Raw genomic sequence first — 14893 nt, 5'->3', positions numbered from 1 at the left:
AGTCCGTTGCCGGAGGCAACTCAGCAGTCGTAGTACAGGGAGAACTCGTACGGGTGGGGACGGATCTGGACGGGCATGATCTCGTTCTCACGCTTGAGGTTGATCCAGGTCTCGATCAGATCCTCGGTGAACACGCCACCGGCGGTGAGGTAGTCGTGATCCTCCTCGAGGCGGTCGATGACCGCGGCGAGCGACGTCGGGGCCTGCGGGATGCCCTTGGCCTCCTCCGGCGGGAGCTCGTAGAGGTCCTTGTCGACCGGCTCGTGCGGCTCGATCTTGTTCTTGATGCCGTCGAGGCCGGCCATCATCATGGCCGCGAACGCGAGGTACGGGTTGCCCGAGCTGTCGGGGCAGCGGAACTCGAGGCGCTTGGCCTTGGGGTTGTTGCCCGTGATCGGGATACGGACGCAGGCGCTGCGGTTGCGCTGGCTGTAGACCAGGTTGATGGGGGCCTCGTAGCCGGGGACCAGGCGCTTGTAGGAGTTCACCGTGGGGTTGGTGAACGCCAGCAGCGACGGCGCGTGGTGCAGGATGCCGCCGATGTAGTGACGCGCCAGGTCCGACAGGCCCGCGTAGCCGGCCTCGTCGTGGAACAGCGGCTTGCCGTCCTTCCACAGCGACTGGTGGGCGTGCATGCCCGAGCCGTTGTCGCCGAAGAGGGGCTTGGGCATGAAGGTGACCGACTTGCCGTTGGCCCACGCGGTGTTCTTGCAGATGTACTTGAACAGCATCACGTCGTCGGCGGCGTGCAGCAGGGTGTTGAACTTGTAGTTGATCTCGGTCTGCCCGCCGGTGCCGACCTCGTGGTGGCCGCGCTCGAGGGTGAACCCCGAGTTGGTCAGGTTGGTCGAGATCTCGTCACGCAGGTCGACGTAGTGGTCATAGGGCGCGACGGGGAAGTATCCGCCCTTGGGACGGACCTTGTAGCCCAGGTTCGGGGTGCCGTCGGGATCGACGGGTGATCCGGCGTTCCACCAACCCGACGACGACTCGACCTCGTAGTGGGTCGAGTTGATGTCGGAGCTGAACGACACGGAGTCGAAGATGTAGAACTCGGCCTCGGCGCCGAAGAAGCAGGTGTCGGCGATGCCGGTGCTCGCGAGGTAGTCCTGCGCCTTGCGGGCGACGTTGCGCGGGTCGCGGCTGTAGGCCTCGCGCGTGAACGGGTCGTGGACGAAGAAGCTGAGGTTCATCGTCTTGGCCTTGCGGAACGGATCGATCCGCGCGGTCGCCGGGTCGGGCAGGAGCATCATGTCCGACTCGTCGATGGACTGGAAGCCGCGAACCGACGAACCGTCGAACGCGAGACCGTCTTCGAACACGCTCTCGTCGAAGGCCGAGGCCGGGATCGAGAAGTGCTGCATCACTCCCGGGAGGTCACAGAAGCGGATGTCGACGTACTCGACGCCCTCGCTCTTGATGCCTTCGAGAAGTTCTTCCTGTGTGTTGTACACCTGTCGGTGACTCCTTCATGCTGTCGACCGCTGTGGTCACAGACGGTCGGTTACGGGGTGTTGCGCACCCCATACACTAGCCGCCGCGTCTGCGCTGATCGGCGGCCTATGATGCATTCATGGGTCGTACAACTGGTTCGTGGCTGTCGGGTCCGCAGGCAGGCCTGGACAACACCGACGTCGGGGCATATCGCGGCGAGACCCTGGGGCTGCCGGAATCCGGTCCCGGTTCGCTCGTGTCGTCGTGGCAGCGCGTGCTCGGGCTCTTCGTCGACTGGGTGATGTGTTACGGCGTCTCGCTGCTGTTCGTGGGGTTCCTGTCGCCGTCCCTGTCGACCGTGGTGCTCGCCGTCTGGTTCGTCGTCGGCGTCGTGACCGTCACCCTGTTCTCGTTCACCCCGGGGCAGTTCATCGTCGGGATGCGGGTCGCCCGCGTCGACGGCGGGGGATCGGTCGGCATCGTGCGCGCCGTCGCCCGTCAGCTCCTGATCGTGTTCATCGTGCCGCCGCTCGTGAACGACGCGATCGGTCGCGGCATGCACGATCGTGCGACCGGCACTGCTCTCGTCCGCGCCCGCTGACCCCGCGCCTCATGGAGGCGACGTGGGTCAGCGACGACGCATCGAGCGCTGGACGTTGCGCATCTTCGCGCCGGCCGGCATCGGGCCCTTGGGGATACCGGGACCACCCTGACGGCCGCCCAGGGCCGCGAGACGTGACTCGAGTGCGTCCATGCGCTTGCCGTTGATGTTCTTCGGGAGCTTGTTCAGATGCCGCTCGAGGCGCTTGAGGGGCACCTGGCCGTCGTCGTTGCCGACGATGACGTCGTAGATCGGGGTGTCGCCGACGACACGGGCGATCTTCTTCTTCTCCTGCGCCAACAGGCCTTTCACGCGCGACGGCGCGCCCTCGCCGACGAGGATCACGCCGGGTCGACCGATGACGCGGTGCACGGCGTCGAGGTGCGAGGTGCCGGTGACGGCCTGCTTCACACGCCACTGACCGCGCAGGTTGTCCAACGCCCACCCCGCGGCACCGGCCTGTCCCTCGGCCTTGGCGAACACGCTCTTCTGCACGCGACGTCCGAAGATGATGAACGCGATCAGCAGACCCAGCACCACGCCGAGCGGGATGAGGAAGAAGAGCGCACCGACGAGCAGACCGACGACGGTGAACACCGCGACGCTCGCGACGAGGCTGCCGATCATGAGCGGCAGCAGCAGCTTGTCGTCCTTGCGCTGCATCTGGAAGGCCTGCCAGAGCTGCTTGCGCCGGTCGCGCGACGCCTTCTTGCGGGCGGCCTTCGCAGCCGCCTTCGCCTCTTTGGTCGCCTGTGCCTTAGCCATGGGGTTCAGGATACTGGCGGCACGAACGCCGATCGCCGCGGGCGGTGAGGATCGGCCGCCGACGGCACCCGGGTCAGCGGGCGGCGAGGCGGGAGAGCACCGAGGTGGCCTCCTGCGAGGCGCCCGACTCGTCGGCCAGGTGGGCCATCGACTCGGGCAGTTCGCGGCCGTGGCGCCGCATCGCCTGCGCGTAGAGGCGTCCCGCGCGGTACGACGACCGCACCAACGGACCGGCCATCACTCCGGCGAACCCGAGTTCGGTGGCGAAGTCGGAGTGCTCGACGAACTCCTCGGGCTTGACCCACCGATCGACCGGGTGGTGACGCGGCGAGGGACGCAGGTACTGGGTGATCGTGATGATGTCGCAGCCGGCGTCGTGCAGGTCGGCGAGACCCTCGCGCACCTCGTCCGGTGTCTCTCCCATACCGAGGATCAGGTTCGACTTGGTGACCAGGCCCGCGTCGCGCGCAGCGGTGATCACGTCGAGGCTGCGCTGGTACCGGAAGGCGGGGCGGATGCGCTTGAAGATCCGCGGCACCGTCTCGACGTTGTGCGCCAACACCTCCGGCCGTGATCCGAACACCTCGGCCAGCTGATCGGGCTCGTTGTTGAAGTCGGGGATCAGCAGCTCGACACCGGTCGACGGGTTGAGGCGCTTGATCTCGCGGACGGTCTCGGCGTAGAGCCACGCCCCGCCGTCGGGCAGGTCGTCGCGGGCGACACCGGTGATCGTCGAGTACCGCAGACCCATGGCCTGCACGCTCTCCGCCACGCGGCGCGGTTCGTCGCGGTCGAGGTCATCGGGCTTGCCGGTGTCGATCTGGCAGAAGTCGCACCGACGGGTGCACTGTTCGCCGCCGATGAGGAATGTGGCCTCACGGTCTTCCCAGCACTCGTAGATGTTGGGGCAACCGGCTTCCTCGCACACGGTGTGCAGGCCCTCACGCTTGACGAGCTTCTTGAGCTCGGTGAACTCCGGGCCCATCGTCGCGCGGGTGCGGATCCACTCGGGCTTGCGTTCGATCGGGGTCTGCGCGTTGCGCACCTCGAGACGCAGGAGCTTACGGCCCGCCGGGGCCGTGGCGGCCGCATCGGTGGTGGCCGGGGCGGTGTTCGGGGAATGGTCCTGGTGAACAGTCACCGTGTCGATGCTACGCCGTGCCCGACCAGCGGCACCTCGGGCGCGGTGCCCGCCGCCGCGGCGCGCTCGGCGTCGGCGGCACCCACCGTGAGCGTGCCGTCGAGCGCTGCGGCGACCGCGTCGGCGACGGCCTCGCGGACCGAGTCGACCGGTACCGGATGACCGAGTTCCGCGGCGAGCGAGGTCACCCCGGCGTCGGGGATCCCGCACGGGACAATGGTCCCGAAGGCCGACAGATCGGGTTCGCAGTTCAACGCGAAACCGTGCAGTGCGACCCCACGGGCCACACGGATGCCGATCGCGCCGACCTTGCGTTCGGGACGCCCCGTCGTCGGATCGGCCGCGACCCATGCGCCGGATCGTCCCTCGACGCGTCCGGCGGTCACACCGAGCGATGCGCAGACCGCGATCATGGCCTCCTCGATACGGCGTACGTAGTCGACCACGTCGAGCGGCTCGGCGAGAGCGACGATGGGGTACCCCACCAGCTGTCCGGGTCCGTGCCAGGTGATCTTGCCGCCGCGGTCGACGTCGACGACCGGCGTACCGTCCGACGGCCTGTCCTCCGGCGCCGTCCGCTTGCCCGCGGTGTAGACCGGCGGGTGCTCGAGCAACACCAGCACATCGTGGTCGAGGACGCCGTCCGCGCGATCGGCCGCGAGGCGGTGCTGCTCGGCGAAGGCGTCGGCGTACTCGACGAGTCCCGACGACCGGACCTCGATCGGGGTGTCGACGCGACGGGCGCTCACCGCCGCCCGACCGCCGAGCGGCCGGTCAGGCATTGGCGTACTCCATCCCGTCGTCGATGGTGGGGTGGACGAACGTGAAGCCGTTGTCGCTGAGCACCTTCGGGACTGCGCGCTGGCCACCGAGCAGCATCTCGCGGGCGAGTTCACCGCCGGCGAGGCGCAGCAGCGGGGCCGGCACCGGCAGGACCGCCGGCCGGTGCACCGAACGACCGAAGGCGGCGGTGAACTCGGTGTTCGTGACCGGTTGCGGTGCGGTGAGGTTGACCGGTCCCGACAGGTCGTTGTCGAGGACGAACCGGACCGCGCGGACGTGGTCGACGAGGGTGATCCACGACATGTACTGGTGGCCCGCACCGAGCTTGCCGCCGAGCCCGAGCTTGAACAGCGGACGCAACTTGCCCAGCAGACCACCGGACGGCGAGAGCACCGGTGCGGTGCGGATGGCGACGACACGAGCGTTCGTGGCCAGTGCCGCGGTGCGCTCCCAGTCCTTGGCGAGCTCGGCGAGGAAACCGCTGCCCGCCGGGCTGTCCTCGGTCATCTCGGGGAAGGCGCCGCCGCCGCTCGCGAGGTCCTCGCCGGCGCCGTCCGACCCGAAGCCGTAGATGCCGGTGGCGCTGGAGCTGACGAACACCGGGACCCCGGTCGCGAGGATCGCGTCGGCGAGCACCTGCGTGGGCACCATGCGGCTGTCGCGGAGCTTCTGCTTGAACTCGCCCGACCACGGCCGGTTGCCGATGCCCACGCCGCAGAGGTTGACCACGGCGTCGACACCGTCGAGCGCATCCGGGGTCAACCCGAACGACTCCGGCGCCCAACCGATCTCGTCGGATGTCCGCGGCTCGTGACGCACCAGGCGCCGCACCTCGTGCCCGTCGGAACGGAGCGACGCGGTGAGTGCGGTACCGATCAGGCCGGACGAACCGGCGATCGCCACCCGCATCAGACTCCCAGGTCCGCCCCGAACGCCGCTTCTTCCAGACGATGCTTGACCGTGGTGAGGAAGCGACCGGCGTCGGCGCCGTCGATCAGCCGGTGGTCATAGGTCAACGGCAGGAACGACATCGATCGCACGGCGATCGACTCCGAACCGTCCTCGGCGGTGATCACGGTGGGCCGCTTGACGATGGCACCCGTACCGAGCATCGCCGCCTGCGGCGGGACCAGGATCGGGGTGTCGAACAGCGCGCCCTGGCTGCCGATGTTGGTGATGGTGAACGTGCCACCGGCCAACTCGTCGGGCTTGAGCTTGTTCTCCCGTGCCCGCGACGCGATATCGGCGATCGCGCGGGCGAGCCCGGCGATCGACAGGTCGTCGGCGTTGTGGATCACCGGCGAGAGCAGGCCCTGCTCGGTGTCGACGGCGATACCGAGGTTCACCGACCCGTGGTAGGTGATCTCCTTGGCGTCCTCGTCGATGCTGGCGTTGACGTTCGGGTGCGCCTTGAGTGCCTCCACCGTCGCCTTGGCGATGATGGGGAGGTAGGTCAGGTTGACGCCCTCCGAGGCCTTGAACGACGCCTTCGCCGCCGCGCGCAGGGCGACGACGCGGGTCAGGTCGACCTCGAAGACCTGCGTGAGCTGCGCGCTGGTCTGCAGCGACTCGCGGGTCTTCTTCGCCGTGATGAGACGGATGCGGTTGACCTTCTGGGTGGTCCCGCGCAGCTCGGCCAGCTCGGGACGCACACCCTTGGGTGCCGACTTCTGAGCCGGAGCCGCCGGAGCCGCCGGGGCCGAGGCCGCGGGAGCGGCCTTCTCTTCCTGGGCGGGAGCCTTGGCGGCCTCGGCCGCGGCCAGCACATCCTGCTTGCGGATGCGGCCACCGACACCGGTGCCCTTGATCGAGTCGAGGTCGACGTTGTTCTCGCCGGCCAGTTTGCGCACCAGCGGGGTCACGTACGGGGTCGACGAGGTGCCCTCGGACGAGGAGTCCGCTGCCTTCGCGTCGGGTTCGGGCTTCTCGCCGGTCTCCGACGTCGACGGCGGCGTCGCGGGCTCGCGCTTCGACTCCTCGGTCTTCGTGCTCGTCGTCTCGGGCTTCTTCTCCGCCCCGGGCTTCTTCTCGGGCTCGGGTTCCGGCTCCGGCTCCTTCTCGGGTTCGGGTTCGGGCTCGTCGGAACCCGACGATGCCGCGTCCGCCGACCCGATCACGGCGAGACGGCCACCGACCTCGACGACATCGTCCTCGTTCGCGACGATCTCGAGCAGAGTGCCCGCGACCGGCGACGGGATCTCGGTGTCGACCTTGTCGGTGGAGACCTCGAGGAGAGGCTCGTCCTCGGCGACCTCGTCGCCGACCGACTTCAGCCAGTTGGTGACGGTGCCCTCGGTGACCGACTCGCCGAGCTCGGGCATGGTGACGTCGGTGCCCTCGGAGCTGCCGCCGGACTTCGCGCCCGCGGTCGGCTTCTTCGCCGGTTCGTCGGCCTCGGCCGACGGCTCGGGCTCGTCGGCGGGGGAGTCGCCCTCGGCGTCGGTGGGTGCGGTTCCGCCGGCCTCGTCGGACGAGTCGTCGGAATCGGAGTCGTCGGAGCCGTCGGACGAACCGCTCGCCTCGTCGGCGTCACCGATCTCGGCGAGTGCGCCGCCGACCTCGACGACGTCGTCCTCCTGGGCCAGGATCTTCGTCAGCACACCGGAAGTGGGAGCGGGGATCTCGGTGTCGACCTTGTCGGTCGAGACCTCGAGCAACGGCTCGTCCTCGGTGACCTCGTCGCCCTCCTGCTTGAGCCACCGGGTGACTGTTCCCTCGGTGACGCTTTCACCCAGGGCGGGCATCTGGACGGAGAAGGCCATGATTGTCGACTCCTCGACTCGTGTTCCGGTGGTTCGGTCGCGAACCTGTTCGCAGCGGGTGTGGCGCACAGGCAGCAGGTCGGTGGAGGCGTGAACGCCTCCGTGTCGAAACCCTACCCGTAGGGTCGGCGTCCGCGGGGGCGGTGTGGACCACCGGCTTGTCGCCGCCGAGTGGGCACCTCGGAGCGGCGGCATCGGGCGTGTCGGGCGGGCTCAGCCGAGTGCGGCGATGTCCTCGATCACGCTGATCATCGTGCGCACCGGGACACCGGTACCGCCCTTGGGCGTGTAGCCCCACGGTCCGCCGGTGTTGAAGGCGGGACCGGCGACGTCGATGTGCGCCCACTCGACACCGTCGGCGACGAACTCCCGCAGGAAGATCCCGGCCGAGAGCATCCCGCCCCAGCGGTGGTTGGTGACGTTCGCCAGATCGGCCACGCGGGACTTGAGGTCCGCCGACAGCTCCTCGGGGAAGGGCATGGCCCAGCCGTTCTCGCCGATGCGGCGCGAGATCCCGGCGACGCGGTCGCGGAAGTCGTCGGTGCCCATGACGCCCGGGGTGCGGGTGCCCAGCGCGACCATCTGCGCGCCGGTGAGCGTGGCGGTGTCGATGAGGTAGTCGGGGTCGTCGGCGCAGGCGCGGACGATCGCGTCGGCGAGGATCAACCGTCCCTCGGCGTCGGTGTTGATGACCTCCACGGTGATCCCGCCGTACTGGGTGAGGACGTCGCCGGGACGCTGCGCGGTCGACGACGGCATGTTCTCGGCCATCGGGACCGTCGCGGTCACGTCGACGCCGACGCCCAGCTGCGCGGCGAGCACGACCGTGGCCACCACGGCTGCGGCGCCGCCCATGTCGGAGGTCATGTTCTCCATGCCCGCGGCGGGCTTGATGGAGATGCCGCCGGTGTCGAAGGTGACGCCCTTGCCCACGAGCGCGACCTTCTTCGCGTCGCTCGCACCGCTGCGGTAGGCCAGGCGCACGAGGCGCGGGAGGCGCGAACTGCCCTTGCCCACACCGACGATGCCGCCGTAGCCCTGCTCGATCAGAGCGGTGTCGTCGAGGATCTCGACCTCGAGTCCGGCCGATTCGCCGAGCGTGCGGGCGCGGTCGGCGAACTCCTCGGGGTAGAGGTGGCTCGGCGGGGTGTTGACGAAGTCGCGGGCCACGGCGACGGCGGTGGCGATCGACCGCGCTCGGTCGAGTTCGGCTGCGGGGTCACGGCGCGGGGCGTCACCGGTGCCGGCCAGCAACGACACCGAGGCGAGCGGGGCCTTGCTCGAGCGGGTCTTGTCCGAGCGGAACTCCTCGAATCGGTAGGCGCCGAGGAAGAACCCCTCGGCCGCGGCTCCGAGGTCGACCGTCGACAGGGTGGTCAGCGCCCGCTCGACGCCGGTGAGGCTGCGTGCGGCGACACCCGCGGCCCGGCGCACGGTGTCGGGGTCGTCGAGTGCGGATCGGGCACCCATGCCGACGGCGAGGATGCTGGCCGCACCGATCGACGCGGGCGCCACGATGCGGCTGACCTCGCCGGCCCCGGCCGAGGCGCCGACCGCGGTCAGCGATGCCGAGATCTCGGCGAGCCGGGCGTCGTCGAGGAGGCCGTCACCGATCACGGGCTCTGGGGGAGAGTCTCCGTCGGCGCCGCTCACGAGCCCGATGACGAGCACGTCGGCGGCGTCGCCGATCGAGGTCGCGATGGACAGATCGGGTCCGAGCTGTCGGTCCGGTGCGCTGCTCATACGGGCATCTCTTTCGTCGGCATCTCTCGTTCGCGGTGTTCGGCATCGAGCCTAGTGGGCGTGCGCGGCTGCGGCGGTGACGGCCGTGGGTGGGGGCAGATAGGTTGTCTGCCATGAGTGACGCACCCCTGCACGGACCGATCCACGCCGTCCACGAGCGGATCGGCGCCGCGTTCGCCGAGTTCGGCGGATGGCTGATGCCGGTGTCGTATTCCGGCACCGTGGCCGAGCACGCCGCGGTGCGCGAGGTCGTCGGCGTGTTCGACGTGAGCCACCTCGGCAAGGCGTCGGTGACCGGTCCGGGTGCCGCGGAGTTCGTGAACCGTTGTCTCACCAACGATCTGAGGAAGATCGAGCCGGGGCGGGCGCAGTACACCCTGTGTACCGACGAGTCCGGCGGTGTGATCGACGACCTCATCGCCTACTGGGTCTCCGACGACGAGGTGTTCCTCGTCCCCAACGCCGCGAACACCGCCGCTGTCGTGGCCGCGCTGGCCGCCGCCGCGCCCGCCGACATCTCCGTCCGCGACCGCCACCGTGAGTACGGCGTGCTCGCCGTGCAGGGTCCGCGCTCGACGGAGGTCCTGACCGCGATCGGACTGCCCACCGAGATGGGGTACATGTCCTACGTCGACGCCGAACTCGCGATCGGCGGACGTCCGCGCACGATCCGGGTGTGCCGGACCGGTTACACCGGCGAGCGCGGGTTCGAGCTCCTGCCGGCGTGGGACGACACCGCCGAGGTGTTCGAGGTGGTGCTCGCCGCGGTGACCGAGGCGGGCGGGCTGCCCGCGGGTCTGGGCGCGCGCGACACCCTGCGCACCGAGATGGGTTACCCGCTGCACGGACACGAACTGTCGCTCGAGATCAGTCCGCTGCAGGCGCGGTGTGGCTGGGCCGTCGGGTGGAAGAAGGACGAGTTCTTCGGCCGTGACGCACTTCTCGCCGAGAAGGAAGCGGGACCCTCGCGACGCCTGCGAGGTCTCAAGGCGATCGGCCGCGGCGTGCCGCGTGCGGACTGCGTGGTGCGCGACGCCGCCGGGACGGCGATCGGGCTGTGCACCTCGGGCACCTTCTCGCCGACGTTGAAGCAGGGCATCGCGCTCGCGCTGATCGACACCGCTCCCGGTGTCGCCGACGGTGACCGCGTGGTCGTCGACGTGCGCGGTCGCGACCTCGAATGCGAGGTCGTGGCACCGCCGTTCGTGGAGACCAGCACCAGCTGAGTCGTCACGCGCATGGTCGCGGGTGACGACGCCGACGCACAGGTGCCACGCGCTAGGATTGCCCGATGACCATGGAGTTCACCCGAACCGAGCACCCGCATCCGGTGTCGGAGGCACGCCGTGCCGAGATCCTGGCGGCGCCCGGCTTCGGCAACTACTTCACCGACAACATGGTGAGCGTCGATTTCGACGCCGACCGCGGCTGGCATTCGGCGCAGGTGCTGCCCTACGGCCCCATCGCCCTCGATCCGTCGGCGATGGTCCTGCACTACGCGCAGGAGATCTTCGAGGGTCTCAAGGCCTACCGGCAGCCCGACGGGTCGATCGCCTCGTTCCGGCCCGACGCCAACGCGCGGCGGCTCAACTCCTCGGCGCGGCGGCTGGCCATGCCCGAGCTGCCCGAAGAGGACTTCCTCGCCTCGCTGCGGGCCCTGCTCGACGCCGACAACGCCTGGGTCCCGGCGCCCGGCGGCGAGGATTCGCTGTACATCCGGCCGTTCATGTTCGCCACCGAGGCCGCGCTCGGCGTCCGCCCGTCGAAGACCTACCGCTACGTGGTGATCGCCTCACCGGCCGGCGCCTACTTCGCCCAGGGCGTGAAGCCCGTCAGCGTGTGGCTGTCGTCGGAATATGTGCGCGCCGCACCGGGCGGTATCGGTGACGCCAAGACGGGCGGTAACTACGCCGCATCGCTGCTCGCACAGGCGCAGGCCGCCGAGCACGGATGTGAGCAGGTGGTGTGGCTCGACGCCATCGAGCGCCGTTTCATCGAGGAGATGGGCGGGATGAACCTGTTCTTCGTCTTCGGATCGGGCGCCGATGCACGTCTGGTGACCCCCGAGCTGTCGGGATCGCTGCTCCCCGGTGTCACCCGTGACTCGCTGCTGTCGCTGTCGGTCGACGCGGGCATCTCGGTCGAGGAGCGCAAGGTCAGCAGCGAGGAACTGCGCAAGGGTGTGGCGTCGGGTGACATCACCGAGGTCTTCGCCTGCGGGACCGCCGCGGTCATCACCCCGGTCGGGCGCGTGAAGAGCGACACCGACGACTACCGCATCGGCGACGGCGGACCCGGCGAGGTCACCACCGCGCTGCGCGACACCCTCACCGGTATCCAGCGCGGCACGTTCGCCGACACCCACGGCTGGATGACCGAGCTCCACCGAGGCTGACCCCTCTCGCCGTGCTGCCCTCAGAGCAGCACGGCGACAAAGGCGACGGCGGTGCCGATCTCGACACCCGCGCCGAGCACGTCGCCGCTGACGCCGCCCAGCCTGCGGGCGCAGTGCGCCGACAGCAACCACGCGCCGACGCCGATCACGACCACCGTGACGACCCCGCGCCACCAACTGTCGACGTCGACCGCCACGGCACACGCCACGGCGAGCAGCGTCCACACGCCGATCGACCACCGCTGACTGTCGGCCACGAGTTCGCCGAAACCTCCTGTCGCGGCGGGTAGTCCGCGGCGACACGCGATGGGGACGGTCAGTCGACCCACGGCGACGGCAGCGGCGATCGCGTACCAGTGGTGGCCGTCGACCAGCGCGCCGAGGGCGCCGGCCTGCACCAGCAGCACCACGACGAGGGCGGCCGCACCGAACGGCCCGACGCCGCCGCTGCGCATGACCTCACGGGCACGTTCCGGCGGGCCGTAACACCCGAGGCCGTCGACGGTGTCGGCCAATCCGTCGATGTGCATTCCGCGCGTGAGCAGCCCCAGCACGGCGACCACGAGCGCCCCGGCCACGATCGGGGGCAACGCCGTCGGCGACAGCAGTGCCGCGACACCCGCGGCCACGCCTCCGAGCCCGACACCGACGAGCGGGCTCGCCGCGATGGCACCGGCCCCGGCCGCACGGTCGATCTCGGTGCGCGGCTGCGGCACCGGGAGCACGGTCAGCCACGACACCGCCAGCCACACCGAGCGCAGCGGGCCGGCGGTGGTCACCGTCGCCCGGTCGACGCCGCCTCGGCGGATCGCTCGCTCACCCCGGAGTCGCCGAACGTGGCCATCGAGGCGAGCGTGGCCACCGCGGCCTGCACGATCGGCACGGCGGTCAGCGCGCCGCTGCCCTCGCCGAGTCGCATGGAGAACTCGAGCACCGGCTCGAGCGCGAGGTGTTGCAGCGCAATCGAATGCGCCGGCTCGGCCGAGCGATGACCGGCGATCCACCACTGCGCCGCACCGGGCGCGAGATCCTCGGCGACGAGCGCGGCCGCGGTGACCACGAGGCCGTCGAGGACGACCGGTGTGCGGCGTTGGGCGGCCTGGGCGAGGAACCCCGCCATGGCCGTGAGATCGGCGCCGGCCACCGCCGCGAGCAGTGCGATGGGGGAGCGCGACACCGCGCGGGCCCGCCGCATGCCGTCGCGGATCGCCGCGGTCTTGCGGATCCAGCCGGCGTCGTCGATGCCGGTCCCGCGCCCGACCACCACCACGGGTTCGGTGTCGGTGATGGTGCCCACGAGCACCGCGGCCGGTGTGGTGTTGCCGATGCCGAGATCACCGGCGATGAGCAGGTCGGCGCCGGAATCGATGAGCTCGTCGGCGATCGCGCGACCGTTGGCGAGGGCGGCGTTGGTCTCCGCGGCGGTGAGGGTGTCGGTGGTGCGGAGGTCGCCGCAGCCGCGCCGCACCTTGAACCGGCGTACCGACTCGTCGGTGTCGGCATCGACACCGATGTCCTCCACGCGGACGGCCACCCCGGCCTGCCGCGCCAGCACGTTCACCGCGGCGCCACCGGAGAGGATGTTGGCGACCATCTGGCCGGTCACCTCGGGCGGGTACGCCGACACACCCGCGTGCGCGACACCGTGGTCGCCGGCGAACACCACGACCGTCGGGTGGGCGAAGGGCGCAGGCGGGCAGACACCCTGACACGCCGACGCCCAGATGGAGATCTCCTCGAGCCGACCCAGCGAACCCGCGGGCTTGGTCAGGATCATGTGTCGACCGCGGGCCTCGTCGCCGATGGTGTGATCCGGTGACGGCACGATGTCGAACTCGTCGGCGGCGTCGTGGTGATCACCCACCGTGCTCGGCGCGACGTCTGTGGCGTCTGACGACGCCACCGCAACGGGTGTCGCCGGCTCCGGGGTCGGCGCAGCAGCCACCGACGCCGGCTCCGGATCGATGGCACGCGACGGTGCCTCGGCGACCACCGACACGGTCTCGGGATCGTCGAGTTCTACGACCCGCCCGGCGACGAGCAGCACCACGCGATCGCACACGGCGGCGACAGCGGCGTTGACCGCGCCCAGTTCGTCCTGGAAGCGGCGTCCGGCCGGTGTCGGTGCCACGAGTGACAACCCGACCTCGGGACTGACCAGCACGACGTCGCCGGTCGACGCGGCGAGCGCCGAACACAGGTCGGCGGTGCGGGCCGACAGGTCGACGGACGGGTCGTCCCATCCGCCGATCTCGTCGAGGTAGGTGGTGACCCAGCTGCCGAGGTCGTCGACGAGGGTGGGCGTCGCCGGGTCCGACCGCAGGGCGTCGGCGACGTCGGCGGTCTCGACGGTCGTCCACGACGACGGACGTCGAACCCGGTGGGCGTCGATGCGCTGTGCCCAGTCCGGGTCGCCGGTGGCGGGGGTCGCGGCGGTGGCGAGGTAGCGGACGGCGTCGCCGCCCGCGGAGATGATCTGTTCGGCGTACGCCGACTTACCCGAGCGGATACCGCCCAGAACCAACGTGCGCACCGACGTCAGACCGCGTCGCCGGGCTTGACCTGGGGACGGGGTGCACGCATGAACCGCATCTGCATCGAGCGGCTGAACGAGTACCACCCGAGCTTGAAACCGCCGTCGGGGGTGTCCGGGAACCGTTCGCGCACACGGTTGTTGACGATGCGGCCGAGGATCACGCCGTCGACGGCGAGGAACAGGGCGAAGATCAGCATGATCAGCGTCGCGTACACCGCGATCGCGGGCAGGAACATGACCACGATGAGCAGGATCGCGAACGGCATGAACAGTCCCGCGAAGTTGCGGCGTGAGTCGACGACGTCGCGCGCGTACTTGCGGACGGGGCCCTTGTCGCGCGGCATGAGGTACTTCTCGTCGCCGTCCATCATCCGCTGACGCTGCTCGGCGCGAGCGGTGCGTCGGGTGTCGGACTGGGCCTTCTTCTCGGCGCGGCTCAGCTTCGGTCCGCCGACCGTCTTCTTGCGGGCGCGTGCCTCGGCCCGCGTCAGCGGTGCCGGGGCGACCGGCCCGCGGCGTCGACCCTCGGCTTCGCGACGGGTGGGCGTCGGTCGGCCCTTGCCCTCGGTCCGCTTGGGCGCGGTGGCGGACTTGGTCGCGGTGGTCGAACGGTCCGCCCCGTTGCCGTCGGCCCCACTTCCGGCGCCGTCGGTCTCGCGTCCGTCGCCGTTGCCGGCGTCTTCCTTGCTCCAGGGCAGCTTCACCCCGTCAGGATATTTGATCGCGGCGCCGG

At 70.1% G+C, this 14893-nt stretch carries 13 protein-coding genes; 3 read left to right on the top strand and 10 right to left on the bottom strand.

Annotated features, from left to right (window positions below; translation table 11 throughout):
* Positions 1-20: 20 nt before the first annotated feature.
* The gene (glnA, locus tag ASG12_RS12540; RefSeq protein WP_055790003.1) at positions 21-1454 is read right to left on the bottom strand and encodes a type I glutamate--ammonia ligase; all 1434 of its coding nucleotides are present in this window, start codon (positions 1452-1454) and stop codon (positions 21-23) included.
* 119 nt (positions 1455-1573) lie between these two features.
* Between glnA and ASG12_RS12535 the strand changes: the two genes are divergently transcribed.
* Positions 1574-2035: an RDD family protein gene (locus ASG12_RS12535; RefSeq protein WP_055790001.1), complete on the top strand. Its 462-nt coding sequence runs from the start codon at positions 1574-1576 to the stop codon at positions 2033-2035.
* A 27-nt stretch (positions 2036-2062) separates the two neighbouring features.
* Here the strand turns inward: ASG12_RS12535 and ASG12_RS12530 are convergent, their stop codons facing one another.
* From ASG12_RS12530 to ASG12_RS12505, 6 genes are all read right to left on the bottom strand, one after another.
* Positions 2063-2800: a DUF4191 domain-containing protein gene (locus ASG12_RS12530; RefSeq protein WP_045823119.1), complete on the bottom strand. Its 738-nt coding sequence runs from the start codon at positions 2798-2800 to the stop codon at positions 2063-2065.
* 73 nt (positions 2801-2873) lie between these two features.
* Positions 2874-3941 carry a lipoyl synthase gene (gene lipA / locus ASG12_RS12525; RefSeq protein ID WP_082080205.1) on the bottom strand — a complete coding sequence of 356 codons (1068 nt, stop codon included), beginning with the start codon at positions 3939-3941 and terminating at the stop codon, positions 2874-2876.
* Positions 3938-4723, bottom strand: coding sequence for a lipoyl(octanoyl) transferase LipB (gene lipB / locus ASG12_RS12520; RefSeq protein ID WP_082501948.1), 786 nt, complete (start codon positions 4721-4723; stop codon positions 3938-3940). Before lipB ends, lipA begins: the two co-directional genes overlap by 4 nt.
* Entirely contained in the window at positions 4716-5633 is a 918-nt protein-coding gene (locus ASG12_RS12515) for a TIGR01777 family oxidoreductase (protein ID WP_055789998.1), read from the bottom strand. The genes lipB and ASG12_RS12515 overlap by 8 nt, the downstream gene beginning before the upstream one ends.
* A complete protein-coding gene (gene sucB, locus ASG12_RS12510) occupies positions 5633-7486 on the bottom strand; it encodes a 2-oxoglutarate dehydrogenase, E2 component, dihydrolipoamide succinyltransferase (protein ID WP_055790825.1) in 1854 nt (617 codons plus the stop codon). Before sucB ends, ASG12_RS12515 begins: the two co-directional genes overlap by 1 nt.
* A gap of 213 nt (positions 7487-7699) precedes the next feature.
* Positions 7700-9229 carry a leucyl aminopeptidase gene (locus ASG12_RS12505; protein WP_055789995.1) on the bottom strand — a complete coding sequence of 510 codons (1530 nt, stop codon included), beginning with the start codon at positions 9227-9229 and terminating at the stop codon, positions 7700-7702.
* A 113-nt stretch (positions 9230-9342) separates the two neighbouring features.
* On the opposite strand from ASG12_RS12505, the gene gcvT reads away from it, so the two are divergent.
* Both gcvT and ASG12_RS12495 read left to right on the top strand, forming a co-directional pair.
* The gene (gene gcvT / locus ASG12_RS12500; RefSeq protein WP_055789992.1) at positions 9343-10455 is read left to right on the top strand and encodes a glycine cleavage system aminomethyltransferase GcvT; all 1113 of its coding nucleotides are present in this window, start codon (positions 9343-9345) and stop codon (positions 10453-10455) included.
* A gap of 65 nt (positions 10456-10520) precedes the next feature.
* Complete coding sequence (locus ASG12_RS12495; protein WP_055789989.1) at positions 10521-11624, top strand: branched-chain amino acid aminotransferase; 1104 nt, start codon at positions 10521-10523, stop codon at positions 11622-11624.
* A gap of 20 nt (positions 11625-11644) precedes the next feature.
* On the opposite strand, the gene ASG12_RS12490 is transcribed toward ASG12_RS12495, so the two are convergent.
* From ASG12_RS12490 to ASG12_RS12480, 3 genes are read right to left on the bottom strand one after another with little or no spacing between them, the layout of a single operon-like run.
* Positions 11645-12403, bottom strand: coding sequence for an adenosylcobinamide-GDP ribazoletransferase (locus ASG12_RS12490; protein ID WP_055789987.1), 759 nt, complete (start codon positions 12401-12403; stop codon positions 11645-11647).
* Positions 12400-14157 (bottom strand): nicotinate-nucleotide--dimethylbenzimidazole phosphoribosyltransferase, encoded by a 1758-nt coding sequence (cobT, locus tag ASG12_RS12485; RefSeq protein ID WP_443089093.1) that lies wholly within the window; start codon positions 14155-14157, stop codon positions 12400-12402. The genes ASG12_RS12490 and cobT overlap by 4 nt, the downstream gene beginning before the upstream one ends.
* A gap of 5 nt (positions 14158-14162) precedes the next feature.
* Positions 14163-14864 (bottom strand): DUF3043 domain-containing protein, encoded by a 702-nt coding sequence (locus ASG12_RS12480; RefSeq protein ID WP_055790818.1) that lies wholly within the window; start codon positions 14862-14864, stop codon positions 14163-14165.
* Positions 14865-14893 lie beyond the last annotated feature (29 nt).

Origin of the sequence: Williamsia sp. Leaf354 (assembly GCF_001424365.1) — a bacterium.
Classification (GTDB): domain Bacteria; phylum Actinomycetota; class Actinomycetes; order Mycobacteriales; family Mycobacteriaceae; genus Williamsia_A.
This window is presented reverse-complemented; position numbering and strand designations above follow the sequence as displayed.

What these genes read in the sequence shown, in the direction of transcription:
- ASG12_RS12535 (WP_055790001.1), top strand. Translation starts at nt 1,574, where the DNA reads ATGGGTCGTACAACTGGTTCGTGGCTGTCGGGTCCGCAGGCAGGCCTG.
- ASG12_RS12530 (WP_045823119.1), bottom strand. Translation starts at nt 2,800, where the DNA reads ATGGCTAAGGCACAGGCGACCAAAGAGGCGAAGGCGGCTGCGAAGGCC.
- lipB (WP_082501948.1), bottom strand. Translation starts at nt 4,723, where the DNA reads ATGCCTGACCGGCCGCTCGGCGGTCGGGCGGCGGTGAGCGCCCGTCGC.
- ASG12_RS12515 (WP_055789998.1), bottom strand. Translation starts at nt 5,633, where the DNA reads ATGCGGGTGGCGATCGCCGGTTCGTCCGGCCTGATCGGTACCGCACTC.
- sucB (WP_055790825.1), bottom strand. Translation starts at nt 7,486, where the DNA reads ATGGCCTTCTCCGTCCAGATGCCCGCCCTGGGTGAAAGCGTCACCGAG.
- ASG12_RS12505 (WP_055789995.1), bottom strand. Translation starts at nt 9,229, where the DNA reads ATGAGCAGCGCACCGGACCGACAGCTCGGACCCGATCTGTCCATCGCG.
- gcvT (WP_055789992.1), top strand. Translation starts at nt 9,343, where the DNA reads ATGAGTGACGCACCCCTGCACGGACCGATCCACGCCGTCCACGAGCGG.
- ASG12_RS12495 (WP_055789989.1), top strand. Translation starts at nt 10,521, where the DNA reads ATGACCATGGAGTTCACCCGAACCGAGCACCCGCATCCGGTGTCGGAG.